Source organism: Autumnicola patrickiae, assembly GCF_031846525.1.
In the GTDB taxonomy this organism is placed as follows: Bacteria; Bacteroidota; Bacteroidia; order Flavobacteriales; family Flavobacteriaceae; genus Autumnicola; species Autumnicola patrickiae.
The window spans coordinates 13,907-28,136 of the sequence record NZ_JAVRHM010000018.1 but is presented as its reverse complement, the minus strand read 5'-3'; the positions used below and the strand labels follow the sequence as shown (position 1 = coordinate 28,136).

At 38.4% G+C, this 14,230-nt stretch carries 13 protein-coding genes; 10 read left to right on the top strand and 3 right to left on the bottom strand.

What is annotated here, in order from left to right:
• Position 1 precedes the first annotated feature (1 nt).
• The 10 genes from accD (at position 2) to RM549_RS14555 (ending at position 11,260) form a co-directional block, all read left to right on the top strand.
• The gene (accD, locus tag RM549_RS14600; RefSeq protein WP_311686118.1) at positions 2-859 is read left to right on the top strand and encodes an acetyl-CoA carboxylase, carboxyltransferase subunit beta; all 858 of its coding nucleotides are present in this window, start codon (positions 2-4) and stop codon (positions 857-859) included.
• Positions 860-962: 103 nt separating this feature from the next.
• Positions 963-1,232: a 30S ribosomal protein S15 gene (gene rpsO / locus RM549_RS14595; RefSeq protein WP_311483847.1), complete on the top strand. Its 270-nt coding sequence runs from the start codon at positions 963-965 to the stop codon at positions 1,230-1,232.
• 214 nt (positions 1,233-1,446) lie between these two features.
• A complete protein-coding gene (locus RM549_RS14590) occupies positions 1,447-3,684 on the top strand; it encodes a polyribonucleotide nucleotidyltransferase (protein WP_311686116.1) in 2,238 nt (745 codons plus the stop codon).
• Positions 3,685-4,080: 396 nt separating this feature from the next.
• Positions 4,081-5,109, top strand: a complete 1,029-nt coding sequence (locus tag RM549_RS14585; protein WP_311686114.1) for a cytochrome-c peroxidase — start codon at positions 4,081-4,083, stop codon at positions 5,107-5,109.
• A gap of 605 nt (positions 5,110-5,714) precedes the next feature.
• Positions 5,715-6,578: a sigma-70 family RNA polymerase sigma factor gene (locus RM549_RS14580; RefSeq protein ID WP_029035204.1), complete on the top strand. Its 864-nt coding sequence runs from the start codon at positions 5,715-5,717 to the stop codon at positions 6,576-6,578.
• 217 nt (positions 6,579-6,795) lie between these two features.
• A complete protein-coding gene (locus RM549_RS14575) occupies positions 6,796-7,662 on the top strand; it encodes an SDR family oxidoreductase (RefSeq protein ID WP_311686111.1) in 867 nt (288 codons plus the stop codon).
• Positions 7,662-9,095: a phytoene desaturase family protein gene (locus RM549_RS14570; RefSeq protein ID WP_311686109.1), complete on the top strand. Its 1,434-nt coding sequence runs from the start codon at positions 7,662-7,664 to the stop codon at positions 9,093-9,095. Before RM549_RS14575 ends, RM549_RS14570 begins: the two co-directional genes overlap by 1 nt.
• An 81-nt stretch (positions 9,096-9,176) precedes the next feature.
• Positions 9,177-9,587, top strand: coding sequence for a BLUF domain-containing protein (locus tag RM549_RS14565; protein WP_311686107.1), 411 nt, complete (start codon positions 9,177-9,179; stop codon positions 9,585-9,587).
• Positions 9,588-9,630: 43 nt separating this feature from the next.
• Positions 9,631-10,293 carry a ribulose-phosphate 3-epimerase gene (gene rpe, locus RM549_RS14560; RefSeq protein ID WP_311686105.1) on the top strand — a complete coding sequence of 221 codons (663 nt, stop codon included), beginning with the start codon at positions 9,631-9,633 and terminating at the stop codon, positions 10,291-10,293.
• Positions 10,280-11,260: a YpdA family putative bacillithiol disulfide reductase gene (locus tag RM549_RS14555; protein WP_311686103.1), complete on the top strand. Its 981-nt coding sequence runs from the start codon at positions 10,280-10,282 to the stop codon at positions 11,258-11,260. Before rpe ends, RM549_RS14555 begins: the two co-directional genes overlap by 14 nt.
• A gap of 50 nt (positions 11,261-11,310) precedes the next feature.
• On the opposite strand, the gene RM549_RS14550 is transcribed toward RM549_RS14555, so the two are convergent.
• From RM549_RS14550 to RM549_RS14540, 3 genes are all read right to left on the bottom strand, one after another.
• Positions 11,311-12,774 (bottom strand): aldehyde dehydrogenase family protein, encoded by a 1,464-nt coding sequence (locus RM549_RS14550; protein ID WP_311686101.1) that lies wholly within the window; start codon positions 12,772-12,774, stop codon positions 11,311-11,313.
• Between the two features lie 131 nt (positions 12,775-12,905).
• Entirely contained in the window at positions 12,906-13,265 is a 360-nt protein-coding gene (locus RM549_RS14545) for a hypothetical protein (RefSeq protein WP_311686099.1), read from the bottom strand.
• Positions 13,266-13,567: 302 nt separating this feature from the next.
• The gene (locus RM549_RS14540) at positions 13,568-13,936 is read right to left on the bottom strand and encodes a hypothetical protein (RefSeq protein WP_311686098.1); all 369 of its coding nucleotides are present in this window, start codon (positions 13,934-13,936) and stop codon (positions 13,568-13,570) included.
• Positions 13,937-14,230: the final 294 nt, after the last annotated feature.

Here is a 14,230-nt window from a genome sequence, read left to right as displayed (position 1 = left end):
TATGGCCTGGTTTAAGAGAACACAAAAAGGGATTCAAACTCCTACAGAAGAGAAGAAAGATGTACCCAAAGGTTTATGGTATAAGTCGCCAACGGGAAAAATTGTAGATGCAGAACAACTGGAAAGCAATTTTTATGTGAGTCCGGAAGATGGTTATCACGTAAGAATTGGAAGCAACGAATATTTCAAGATTCTCTTTGATGATAATGAATTTGAAGAACTTGATAAGAATATGACTTCCAAAGACCCTCTGGAATTTACAGACACCAAGAAATATACTGAAAGATTAAAAGCTGCCCAGGATAAAACAGGGCTTAAGGACGCTGTTCGAACTGCTGTTGGAAAATCAAAAGGTAAAGACCTGGTGATTGCCTGTATGGATTTTCAATTTATTGGGGGTTCTATGGGATCTGTGGTTGGGGAAAAAATTGCCCGTGCTGCAGAATATTCGTTAAATAACAGGGTTCCTTTTATGATGATTTCAAAATCTGGAGGTGCCAGAATGATGGAAGCTGCACTATCCTTAATGCAAATGGCCAAGACTTCAGTAAGGCTGGCTCAACTTGCAGATGCCGGAATCCCGTATATTTCACTGGCCACAGATCCTACCACAGGTGGTACCACAGCATCTTTTGCCATGTTGGGAGATATAAATATTTCTGAGCCTGGAGCATTAATTGGCTTTGCAGGACCAAGAGTGGTAAAAGATACTACAGGAAAAGACCTACCAAAAGATTTTCAGACTGCAGAATTCTTAAAGGAACATGGTTTTCTTGATTTTATTGTAAAACGTTCCGAACTTAAAAACCAGGTAAACCTTTATCTGGATTTAATTGGTAACCAACCAGTGCGAGTATAAAAATAAATTATCACCCTCAGTAGGTTTTATTTCATAAAGTAGTATATTTGCCGCCTGGTAGAAAAACTGCCAATACATAAAAATCATTAAAATTAATATTGGAATGTATTTAAGCAAAGAGAGTAAAGAAGAAATCTTCGAAAAACACGGTCAGAATAAAAATGACACGGGTTCTGCAGAAGGTCAGATTGCATTGTTCACTTACAGAATTGCTCACCTTTCTGAGCATTTGAAGAAAAATCGTAAAGATTATAATTCAGAGCGCTCACTGGTTATGCTGGTTGGTAAAAGAAGAAGTTTACTTGATTACTTAATGAAGAAGGATATCATGAGATACCGAGCCATCATTAAAGAATTAGGATTAAGAAAATAAATTTCAAGGGGGCTTTATGCCCCCTTTTTTATATCTTTAAAAGTAGTTTTTGCTTTTAGATTTAAAAATTGTCACCTCGAGCATCGTCGAGAGGTAGTTTTTCATTGGTCTATCATACTTCACACACAACAACACACACCGGCCGTCCGGAAAAGGCGGAGACCATTGTTTAACAAAATATCCGGAACTGTTCCGGTTTAGAATTCAAAAAATTATGATTCCACAAACATTTAAAGAGGTTATCGATTTAGGAGATGGCAGAACCATCTCTCTCGAAACCGGAAAATTAGCAAAACAGGCCCACGGGTCGGTTGAGCTAAGAATGGGAAACGCAGTACTTCTTTGTACCGTAGTATCTTCCCACACACCAACAACTATGGATTTTTTCCCGTTAACATTAGATTATCGTGAAAAATTCGCAGCCGCAGGACGTTATCCTGGTGGCTTTTTTAAAAGAGAAGCTCGACCAAGTACAGAAGAGATTCTGGTAATGAGATTGGTGGATAGGGTTCTGAGACCACTATTCCCTTCAGATTATAAATTTGAGACTCAGGTGATGATTCAGCTAATGTCTCATGATGAAGAGGTGATGCCAGATGCTTTGGCCGGTTTGGCTGCATCTGCCGCTATTCAGTTATCTGATATTCCTTTTGAAACCCCTATTTCTGAAGCAAGAGTTGCCCGTATTAACGGTGAATTTGTTATCAACCCAAGCCGATCACAATTGGCAGAATCAGACATCGACATGATAGTTGGTGCTTCTGCAGATTCTGTGATGATGGTAGAAGGTGAAATGAAGGAGTGCAGCGAAGAAGAAATGGCAGAAGCTATTAAATTTGCTCACGAAGCTATCAAAACACAGATTGAAGCACAGGTGAGACTGGCTGAAGCTTTCGGAAAAAAAGAACCACGTGAGTACGAAACTGCAAGAGAAGACGAAAGTATTCAGCAGAAAGTTCACGATGCTGCATATCAGAAAATATATGATACTGCCAAAGCAGCTAAAGCTAAACATGACCGTAGCGCTGCATTTTCAGAAATAAAAGAAGAAGTAAAAGCACTCTTTTCTGAAGAAGAGCAGGAAGAAAACGGAGCTCTTATTTCTAAATATTACAAAGCCACTCATAAAGCCGCTATCCGAGATTTAACTTTAAAAGAAGGAATTCGTTTAGATGGAAGAAAGACTGATGAAATTCGTCCTATCTGGACTGAAGTTGATTATCTCCCTTCTACACATGGTTCGGCTATTTTCACAAGGGGAGAAACTCAGGCGCTGGCAACGGTAACTTTGGGGACTTCAAGAGAAGCAAACCAGGTAGACCTTCCAACCCACCAGGGCGAAGAAACTTTCTACCTACACTATAACTTCCCTCCTTTTTCCACAGGAGAAGCATATCCTTTAAGAGGAACTTCAAGAAGGGAAATAGGACACGGAAATTTAGCACAGCGTGCGCTTAAAAACATGATTCCTGCAGATTGCCCTTACACAGTAAGAGTAGTTTCTGAAGTTTTAGAATCTAACGGTTCTTCTTCTATGGCAACGGTATGTGCCGGAACAATGGCACTTATGGATGCCGGAATTAATCTTAAAAAGCCGGTTTCAGGAATCGCAATGGGATTAATTTCCCAGGGAGATGACTACGCCGTACTTTCTGACATCTTAGGAGATGAGGATGCTTTAGGTGATATGGACTTTAAAGTAACCGGTACAGCAGACGGAATTACTGCCTGCCAGATGGATATTAAAGTTAAAGGTCTTTCTTATGAAATTTTGGTAAAAGCTTTAAAACAAGCAAGAGCCGGAAGATTACATATTCTTGATAAACTTGCTGAAAGTATTTCTGAACCAAGCCAGAGTGTTAAAGCTCACGCCCCAAAAATTATTACCAGAACGATACCTGGTGAATTCATTGGTGCATTAATTGGACCTGGAGGAAAAGTTATTCAGGAACTTCAGAAATCTACCGGAACCGAGATCGTCATTAACGAAGTAGACGAGCAGGGAGTTGTTGAAATTCTTGGAACCAACCAGGAAGGAATAGATAAAGTACTTGCAAAAATAGACTCTATCCTATTTAAGCCTGAAAAAGGTAGTGTTTACGAAGTAAAAGTGATCAAAATCCTTGATTTTGGTGCAGTTGTAGAATATGTTGATGCTCCGGGTAACGAAGTTTTATTACATATTTCTGAACTAGCATGGGATCGTACGGACAACGTTACTGATGTTGTAAACCTTGGCGACGTGATAGACGTTAAGTATTTTGGAGTTGATCCTAAGACCAGAAAGGAAAAAGTATCGCGTAAAGCTTTACTGGACAAACCTGAAGGATACCAGGCAAGACCACCAAGAGATAACGACCGTAACGACAGAGGTCGTGACAACAGAGGATCTCGTGACAATCGTGGACGTGATGACCGCAGCAGAGGAAGAGATCGCAAGAATGATGATTAATTCCTTCTGAATTATATATTGCAAATGCCTCTGGAGAAATTCAGGGGCATTTTTTTTGATCTCACGCAAAAATATTGGAATTCTAGATTTTGAATGACCTACCAAAAATGGCAAATATCGATCTGCTTTTAAGAGCTAGTTTTAATGACACTCCGAAAATGACAGTTATCGTCTTTAAAGCCCAGAGCCAAAGGCTATTTTTTTTGACTCCTTATAATCCAGGGATCTAAGTGTTGTTCTGACAAATTGTAATTGGCAGATTACTTTCAATAAGGAAAACAACTTTTTTTGTTTCTTCAGAAAATGGATTCCGCTAACCAAAATATGATCTCTATCATTTTTTAAGGCACAAGATCTTATTATTTTAATTGATGCTAACTGCTAAACCTTTTTAATATGAAACGTCTTTTAGTCCTATGCCTGCTTTTGCCAATTATATCCTGTGTAGATAAGAATAAAAATGAAACCGCCAAAGGCAATTTTGATGAGGAGGAGTATCAACTTTTGACAGATGCAAAAACTTTTTTTGATCCCCTGTCTACTGTAGAAATGCAAGAACCTGATCCCAATGCAGTACAATTGGGTAAACATTTATATTATGACAAGCGCTTGTCGGGAGAGGGAAATATCAGCTGTAATTCTTGCCACAACCTCAAGACCTATGGGGTGGATAATGAACGGTTTTCTCCCGGAGATGTCGAAGGAACATTCGGAAACCGAAATTCACCAACGGTGCTTTATGCTGCTTTGCACAAAATGCAGTTCTGGGATGGTCGTGCCGAAACTGTAGAAGAACAGGCCGCGGGTCCCATTTTAAATCCTATAGAACATAACATTAAAGAGGAACAACAACTTGTAAAACGTTTGGAAGAAGTTGAATTATACCAGGAGCTGTTTTCTAAAGCTTACGGGGAGGAAGGAATTACTTTTGAAAATATACTTAACGCAATTGGAGCTTTTGAAAGGACGCTAATGCCGGAAAGTCGTTTTGACAAATATTTAGAAGGGGATGAATCTGCACTTGAAGAAAAGGAAAAACGAGGACTCCGCGGTTTTATTGATGCCGGTTGCGTTACCTGCCATAGCGGGGTCGCTATGGGCGGACAGATGTTTCAAAAATTTGGATTATATGAAGACTATTGGAAACATACAAAATCGGAAACAATTGATTTGGGACTATATGAAATTAGCGAAAATGAAATGGATAAGTATTTCTTTAAGGTCCCGGGATTAAGGAATATCGAGCACACTCACCCCTACTTTCATGATGGCTCTGTAGAAGATCTAAATAAAGCTGTGGAAATAATGGCAGAGCTCCAAACAGCCAATGATCTGTCTGAAAAGGAAATCGATGAAATTATAGCTTTTATGAAGAGCCTTTCTGCCGATGTTCCCGAAGAGGTGAAACAATCTCCTTTTGAATAAATGTAAGACGGAATTTAAATGTACTCGTAAAATGGCAATTATTAACCCGCAAGATCTTATTGTTCGGAAAAAGAACTAAGATCCCTGCGTTAAAAAAGAGTCAGAATCAAGCTAGAAATTAAGAAATATTCTGATTTTTAAATTATAAAATTTAAATGCCAATTATCGACCTCTAAAATTTAATTTAAATTTTAAATGACGCTCCAAATTTGGCAATTATCATCATTACATCTGAAAGGCAGAGCCTCCTTTAATCCTCTGATAATTTAAACTTTTAGTAACTGAGAAATTCATAACTAAGAACAGCAACAAAATTCAAACAATAAACAAAAACAAATTTTGAACGATGTCTTAAAATGTCAATTATCGACATGCAGTGCGTAACTTACAACTCCATGATTGATATCCATTATTTTATTTTTTGCGTTAGGGATTGGAGTGGAAAGCCCGCAGCGACTGGAAGGAGTGAGGACTTGAAGCGGAAAGCCCGGCCCGAAGGGCAACGTCCATAAAAAAGTTTTAAGGTTTTTTGTAACATTTCGACTACTCCTTACGTATAAACTAATACAAGAGCTATTCACATTATAAATCCAAGGAGAAGATAGATGAGACAACTTAAGATTACGAAGCAGGTAACTAACCGGGAAACTGCTTCGCTGGATAAGTATTTGCAAGAAATTGGTAAGGTTGATTTAATTACTGCCGACGAAGAGGTAGAATTGGCTCAGCGAATTAAAGCGGGTGATGACCGTGCTTTGGAAAAATTGACTAAAGCGAATTTACGTTTTGTGGTTTCGGTTGCAAAACAGTATCAAAATCAGGGATTAACACTTCCCGATTTAATTAACGAAGGAAATTTGGGACTTATTAAAGCTGCGAAACGTTTTGATGAAACACGTGGTTTTAAATTTATTTCGTACGCCGTATGGTGGATTCGCCAGTCCATTTTACAGGCTTTGGCAGAGCAGTCGCGTATTGTGCGTTTGCCGCTAAACAAGATTGGTTCTATTAACAAGATCAACAAAACTTTTGCTTTTCTTGAGCAGTCTCACGAGCGTCCACCTAGTGCTGAAGAGATCGCAAAGGAACTGGACATGACGATTAATGACGTTAAGGAATCTATGAAGAATTCCGGACGTCACGTATCTATGGACGCGCCTTTAGTTGAAGGGGAGGATTCTAACCTGTACGATGTACTTCGTAGTGGTGAGTCGCCAAACCCAGACAGAGAGTTGCTACATGAGTCGCTTAGAACTGAAATTGAGCGTGCTTTGGAAACTTTGACTCCGCGTGAGGCTGATGTGATTCGTCTTTACTTTGGATTGGGAGACCAACATCCAATGACGCTTGAAGAAATTGGCGAGACTTTTGATCTAACACGTGAAAGGGTTAGACAGATTAAGGAAAAAGCTATTAGAAGATTGAAACATACTTCCAGAAGTAAGATTTTAAAAACTTACTTAGGATAAAATATTTAAGATGACAACAGTTTAGCTGCGGAGTGATGACCGTGGCAGAAATAACTGTTCGTTTTTTGATTGATGAATGACCCCGGAGTGATGACCGGGGTTTTTTTATGCCCGCAGCTCATTAGGCCACAACGTTACAGAAACTAAATTTTTGTTAATCATTCCTGCACCGCTTCATTAATTCTATAATTCTGCGTAATTTATCTTTAAAAAATTAATGGGAAAACAGCAAAAAGTTTTGGTCGCAGGAGCGTCTGGCTCATTGGGACTGGAAATAGTGAAGATTCTTAATGCACAGGGCCGGCCTGTGCGCGCCCTTACAAGTTCTGATGAAGGAGAAGAAAAATTAATTCCGTATACGAATGACATTTGGAAAGCCGATGCCAGCAACAGCGAGGAAGTTGCTAATATTACTGAAGGTGTGGGTACTGTAATTTCGGCTTTGGGAAATAGCGTTAGCCTCTTTACACCTAATGAGAAATCTTTTTATAAAATTGATTTTGAATCTAATCAAAATATCCTGCGTGATGCCGAAAAGAATGGCGTAAAAAGGTTTGTCTATACCTCTATAAAAGGAGCCGATGTAGAAAAAGATTTTGCTGTAGCCCGCTCCCATAAATTATTTGAGCAGGCGCTGCAGGGCTCAGATCTTGACCATACTATTATACGTCCTGTTGGATTCTTTTCTGGCCTTAATGACCTTATTATTATGGCAAAAAGAAAGGTTATTCCCATAATTGGGGATGGTAGTGCAAAAACTAATAGTATACATCATGCAGATCTCGCTAAAGTTATTTGCAGCTATGTAGATGAAGGGCCTGACGTAATTGAGGTAGGTGGTCCAAAAATCCATACCCGCCTGGAAATGGCAGAGATGATCCAGGATACCATAGGCGGCCAGATCGTAAAAGTACCAGAAGTGATAGCAGACATAGGTTTAAAGCTGCCCAATTTTTTCGAAGATATCCACGAGAAACTGGACTATTTTAAATATGTTACTACCACAGATATGCTTGGTGAAAAAAACGGTGATATAAACTTTAAAGAATATTTAGCTAATCTAGATAAAAATCAATTGCCTTAATGTCTCAACAATATGATGCAATTATAGTAGGAAGTGGATCTAACGGATTGGCTGCGGCCATTCATCTTCAGCAGAAAGGTTTAAAAACTGCCATTTTTGAACAGGCCTCTTCCCCAGGGGGTTCCACCAGAACCGAGGAAGTAACATTGCCAGGGTTTAAACACGATATTGGCTCTGCAATTTTGCCTATGGGCGTGGCCTCTCCATTTTTCAGAGAATTACCTCTTGAAGAGCACGGTCTGGAATGGATCTATCCTGATATTCCATATTCCCACCCTTTTGCCGATGGCACGGCGCTGGCCTGTTATAAAGATATAGACCAAACAGCAGCACAATTGTACAAAGATGAAAATGCTTATAAAAAGCTCTTTAAACCCATTGTAGAGAAATGGCCTCAACTGGAGAATAATCTACTTGGGCCCTTGTCCTTTCCAGATCACCCTGTTGAATTGGTGAAATTTGGACTAAAAGCTCTACCATCGGCAAAAATGCTGGTGAACCATTATTTTAAAGAGGACAAAAGCAAAGTCTTTTTTTACGGATCTGCCGCACATTCCACCTTACCGCTGCATACAATAGCTTCAGCTTCATTTGGACTGGTATTAAGCACCATGGCTCATAAATTCGGTTGGCCATTTCCAAAAGGTGGCGCAGGAAAATTTGTTGAAGCCCTTCTCTCCTACTATAAATCTTTGGGAGGGGAACTTTTTCTAAATAAAAAGGTGGAGGACGTAAACGAGCTTCCCAAAGCAAAGGCATATCTTTTTGATGTCACCCCTGAACAACTTTTAAAAATAAAAGGAACCAATTTCCCTTCGCTATACCGCAAAAGAATGAAAAATTACAACTACGGTGCCGGTGTTTTTAAAATTGACTGGGCCTTAAGTGAACCGATTCCCTTTACAAACGAAAAATGCCGAAAATCGGGTACTGTGCATCTTGGTTTCACTAAAGAAGAGATGGAAGAATCTGAAGATTCCATCCATAATAACCGGCTAAGCGATACTCCCTACGTTCTCGTTGCGCAACACTCTATTTTCGACGACACCCGCGCTCCGCAAGGCAAACATACGGCCTGGGCATATTGCCATGTTCAGAACGGAAGTACACAAGACTTTACGAAACAAATAGAAGACCAGATTGAAAGGGCTGCCCCGGGATTTAAAAATTGTATTCTCTCTAAAACCACGATGAATACACACCAACTGGAAGTGTTTAATCCAAATATTGTTGGTGGTGACATTAATGGTGGAAAACAGGATATTACCCAACTTTTCACAAGGCCAATAGCTAAAATCTCACCATATTCCACACCCAATCCCAATGTATATATCTGCTCCTCTTCTACACCTCCGGGAGGTGGCGTACATGGAATGTGTGGCTACAATGCAGCAAAAAAAGTAATTAAAGATCATTTTAAGGATTTAAGCTAAAAATAATCTGGATAATGTTTAAGCCTGAGCTTTGAACATTTCTTAAAATTTCTATTTTTGGAGAAATTCTAAAATCTCTTTATGCGCTTTGCCATTAGTTACGTAAGTACCGTTAACCCAAAACTTTCGAAAATTGAAATCCAGGAAGCTTTAGACTTTAGTAAGAACTGGAACAACGACCATAATATTACTGGTATTCTTCTATATTCCCAGGGCAACTTTTTCCAGGTATTGGAGGGCGAGGAACAATTACTAAAATCCCTTTTTAGCAGAATAAAGGCTGACGAACGTCATAAAGATGTTATAACCCTTTTTAAAAGAGAAATTCCTAATGTTAAGTTTGATGGTTACGAAGCCGATTTTATTTCGGTAGATGAACGGCATAATTTTTCACAAATGGAATCTTACCTGAGCCATGTGGACAATTTAAATCCTGCCATACAAAGTTCTGTAAAGTACATCTTAAAAAACTTTACAGAAGGCATCAAATAAGTATTATCTTGTTATTTTTGCTTTTATTCTTATAAGCATATTTATGACAACGAAACTTATTGCCCCTTCCCTACTTGCTGCAGATTTTGGTAATCTCCAGCGGGATATAGAAATGGTGAATTCGAGTGAGGCAGATTGGTTTCATATCGATATTATGGACGGGGTTTTTGTTCCGAATATTTCCTACGGAATGCCAGTCCTGGAAGCAATTAAAAAGCATGCAAAGAAGACCCTGGATGTACACCTTATGATCGTTGATCCCGACAGGTACATTAAAGACTTTGCAAAGTTGGGCGCTGATAATCTTACTGTGCACCTGGAAGCCTGTACACACCTGCACAGAACGCTACAGGTAATAAAAGCTGAAGGAATGAAAGCCGGCGTTGCGATAAATCCCCACACTAATATAGATTTACTGAAAGATGTTATAAATGATATCGACTTAGTACTTATTATGAGTGTAAATCCCGGATTTGGAGGCCAAAGCTTTATAGAAAACACCTATAAAAAAATCAGGCAACTGAAGGAGCTGATTGTCACTCATAATGCTGATACGCTTATCGAAATTGATGGCGGTGTTTCAGATAAAAATGCTGCCGAACTTTGTAAAGCCGGCGCCGATGTTCTAGTGGCAGGAAGTTTTGTCTTTAAAGCAGAAAATCAGTTGGAAACTATTCAAAATCTAAGACAACTTGCAAATTCCTGATAAACCTTACGACATTGTTATAATTGGAGCCGGCCCTATAGGCATAGCCTGTGCGCTGGAAGCAGAGAAAAAGAACCTCTCTTACGTGATCCTGGAAAAGGGATGTCTCGTTAACTCCCTTTATTACTATCCCACCAATATGACCTTCTTTTCTACTTCAGAAAAGCTGGAACTTGATAATATTCCATTTATAAGTACAAATCCAAAACCGAGAAAAGCAGAAGCATTAGAATACTATCGCAGGATTGCTACTTCCAATCAGTTAAACATCAATCTCTTTGAAAAGGTAACTTCCGTAGAGAAAAAGGAAAAGAAAAATATAATTGTGGAGACGGAAAAAGCTGCTTATAACACTCGAAATGTTATTGTGGCTACGGGTTTCTACGATATTCCGAATTATATAAATATTCCGGGAGAGGATTTGCCTAAAGTTTTTCACTACTATGGCGACCCACACTACTATGCAACAAGAAAAACCGTGGTGGTTGGAGCCAGTAACTCTGCTGTAGATGCTGCTTTGGAAATCTATAGAAAAGGAGGAGAAGTGACAATGATCGTAAGGAAACCCGAAATTGGAAGGCGGGTTAAATACTGGGTAAGGCCAGATATTGATAATCGTATAAATGAAGGTAGTATTAAAGCCCACTTTAATGCCACTCTAACAGAAATTAGAGAAGATGAAGTGGTTATTGAAACACCTCAGGGAACCGAAGTTCTTGAAAACGACTTTGTGCTGTTAATGACCGGTTATCGACCTAATTTCGATTTTCTTCAGGATATGGGAATTGAATTATCTGATGATGGTAAGCGAATCCCGAAGTATAATCCACAGACAATGGAAACAAATATTCCTGATATTTACCTTGCCGGCGTGGTTTGCGGTGGTATAGAAACCCACAAATGGTTTATAGAAAATTCCAGGGTTCATGCAAAAATGATATTGGAAAATATTGCTACAAAAAGTTAGGCATCACCTTAAAAAGATGATGCCTTAAATTTGGCAATTATCGGCAATAATTATGTAAAAGGAGTAAAATCCCTTGGCTCATGCTGTACGGTTACCCATTGCAGCCGTGTAAATTCTTCCAGGACAAAATCTCCGTTAAAACGTCCTAGTCCGGAGCCTCTTTCGCCTCCAAAAGGAGCGTTTGGTTCGTCATTTACGGTTTGGTCGTTCACGTGGATCATTCCGGTTTCCACTTTTCGTGCAAAAGCTACTCCGCGGGCGATATTTCTGGTAAATACTGCTCCACTTAAACCGTGCGGTTTGGAATTTGCAATTTTAAGCGCTTCTTCTTCCGAAGAAACTCTTATAACAGGTGCCACTGGTCCAAAAATCTCATTATCGGCTATTGGCATATCATCCTTTACATTATCTAAAATTGTTGGTTCAAGAACATTACCTTTGGCTTTACCGCCAATTCTAAGAATCGCCCCGTCACTGGTACTGTCATTCACATCTTTTAAAATTCGTTCTACCTGGTCGTGATCTATTAATGGTCCAACAGTAGTCTCTTTATCTGAAGGATCTCCAAACTTTAACTGTTTGGTCTTTTCAACAAACTTCTCTACAAATTCATCTGCAATTTTGAAGTCGACAACAATTCGGTTTATTGACATACAAATCTGACCCTGATGCATAAATTTTCCGAAGACAGCGGCATCTACAGCATCGTCTATATTAGCATCGTCCAGCACTACAAATACATTATTACCACCAAGTTCCAGAGATGTCTTTTTAATGGCTTCCCCGGCAAGTTTTCCAATATTCTTCCCGACAGGAGTAGAACCGGTAAAGGAAATAAGCTTGGAGTCGGGATGAGAGACAAAGTGATCGCCTATAGAAGATCCTTTTCCAATCACGACATTAAAAACACCTTTGGGAAGACCTGCTTCTTCGAAAATTTTAGCTGCAAGGATTGCACCCGTTACAGGAGTATCTGAAGATGGTTTTAAAACAATAGCATTTCCAGTGGCCAGAGCCGGTGCAATGGAACGCATAGAGAGGTTCAAAGGAAAATTCCACGGACTAATAATTCCTATTACACCCAATGGTTTTCTATAAGCACGACTTTCTTTTCCCGGAGTAATTGAATCGAATATGAAACCGTGCATTCTGGTGGGGAAAGATGCAGCTTCCTTCATGATGCCCAGAGTAATTTTTATTTCCGTTTCTGCTTTTACACGGGTGCTCCCGGCTTCTTTTATAAGCCATTCTACAATTTCCTCTTTTCGCTGGGTAAGTATTTGTATTGCTTTTTGAATAACTTCTGCTCTTTCCTGCGGAAGGGCTTTGCCCCACTCTTCCCCTGCTTTCTTTGCCGCAACATGAGCAGCATCTACATCATCTGCATTTGCTCCCTTGATCGTATTGATCTCGGAATTGTCATACGGATTGATGTTTTTAATAGTAGCGTCATCATTACCATTCTGCCAATTTCCACCGATGAACTGTTGATTAAGATTCGTGTACTTTTCCATAAATTTTTATTTATAAAGTATGGAAAAGCAGAAGAAATAGCAGTTAAGAAACTGGTAATTTAATGTTTTTTAGCAATAGTTGAAAGCCCTCCTTCATAGAAACACCTGAAAGGAGATCAGCAGCTTAACTGTTACATTAGCACTACATCGGAATCATTAGTGGGTTTACTTGCGCTTAAAAGTTTGCCGTAAAATTCAAGATCGCATTGCATACCTTTATAAGAATCCTCCAGCCATTCCACTACCTGGGTATCGGGAATAGTATGTACATAAATATCTGGGTATATGGATGTTGGGGAAGAGCGGTTGATTCCCACTTCCAACACTCCTTTTTCCTTATTATAATGAACAAATTTCGCCAGAAAATTATGTTTAATCAGTTCCACGATATCCTGAGAAAGTTCCTTTCCGGAAGCGCAATCGTTAATTCGCTGCTTTACCAATTCCTGTAATGAGGATTTAATCTCCCCGGTTTTAATGTATGAAACCATAATATTGAAGTTGTTAAAATAATGAACAAAAAAAGGTATACCGTTTAAATAATTAAAAACCAATAGATATTTCCTCTAATGTAGACAAAAAAATGAGGTAAGAAATCTATCTACACAATTTTAAAATGTTAATTATCAAATACTTAATTTCAATAATGATCAAACAACAGGAAATAGGACATTCGCTTTTTACAAATAGCCTTATTATTAAATCTTTAATGTTACCTTATTTATAAATATCACTGAAATAAAAAAGCGGCCCTTTTTAAAAAGCCGCTTTTGAAAAGTGTACAAAATAGGTGTTAATGCATTAATACAACTTCAGAATTTCTTTCAAAATCATTCCTGTTCAAAAGTCTTCCGTAGAATTCAAAATCTGAATCCTGAACTCCGCAGGAGCTTATAATTTTTTCTTCGGCATCGTCAAGCTTGTACTTGTAAACCTTAATCTTAGGATAAGCTGTCTCAGAATTTTCATTTCTATCTTCTATACCAATCTCGATATTTCTTTCAGATTTATTATAGATCACATATTTCGCCAGGAAATTGTGTTCTAAAAGTTTTATAAAATCCTGAGATAATTTACTACTGTTCCTGCATTCTTGCAGATACTGCTTTATAAGAACCCGCAGCGAAGTTTTAATTTCATTTTTATTTAAGTATGAAGCCATGATAATAGATTTATTGGTTAATATGATAAATATATTCTTTAAGCTCTTATCTTAAATATTTTTTAGTCAGGTTTAACTTGAAACCTTAAAAGAAAGGTAACAAAAAGCAGCATGAATTCCTTTACAATATTGATATACAATAAATTGCAAATACTGATTTTAAATATCGAAAACTTTTTTTTAACGAAGATTAAAATTAAAAGGATTAATAATTGTTTTAAATGAACTAACATCTAAGACAAATTATGTTGTGTATGGCGTGCTATACCAAGATATTTTAGGTAAATTATAAAA

Bases quoted from the DNA above. Each gene is read 5' to 3' on its own strand.
- accD (WP_311686118.1), top strand. From the start codon at position 2: ATGGCCTGGTTTAAGAGAACACAAAAAGGGATTCAAACTCCTACAGAA.
- rpsO (WP_311483847.1), top strand. From the start codon at position 963: ATGTATTTAAGCAAAGAGAGTAAAGAAGAAATCTTCGAAAAACACGGT.
- RM549_RS14590 (WP_311686116.1), top strand. From the start codon at position 1,447: ATGATTCCACAAACATTTAAAGAGGTTATCGATTTAGGAGATGGCAGA.
- RM549_RS14585 (WP_311686114.1), top strand. From the start codon at position 4,081: ATGAAACGTCTTTTAGTCCTATGCCTGCTTTTGCCAATTATATCCTGT.
- RM549_RS14580 (WP_029035204.1), top strand. From the start codon at position 5,715: ATGAGACAACTTAAGATTACGAAGCAGGTAACTAACCGGGAAACTGCT.
- RM549_RS14575 (WP_311686111.1), top strand. From the start codon at position 6,796: ATGGGAAAACAGCAAAAAGTTTTGGTCGCAGGAGCGTCTGGCTCATTG.
- RM549_RS14570 (WP_311686109.1), top strand. From the start codon at position 7,662: ATGTCTCAACAATATGATGCAATTATAGTAGGAAGTGGATCTAACGGA.
- RM549_RS14565 (WP_311686107.1), top strand. From the start codon at position 9,177: ATGCGCTTTGCCATTAGTTACGTAAGTACCGTTAACCCAAAACTTTCG.
- rpe (WP_311686105.1), top strand. From the start codon at position 9,631: ATGACAACGAAACTTATTGCCCCTTCCCTACTTGCTGCAGATTTTGGT.
- RM549_RS14550 (WP_311686101.1), bottom strand. From the start codon at position 12,774: ATGGAAAAGTACACGAATCTTAATCAACAGTTCATCGGTGGAAATTGG.
- RM549_RS14545 (WP_311686099.1), bottom strand. From the start codon at position 13,265: ATGGTTTCATACATTAAAACCGGGGAGATTAAATCCTCATTACAGGAA.
- RM549_RS14540 (WP_311686098.1), bottom strand. From the start codon at position 13,936: ATGGCTTCATACTTAAATAAAAATGAAATTAAAACTTCGCTGCGGGTT.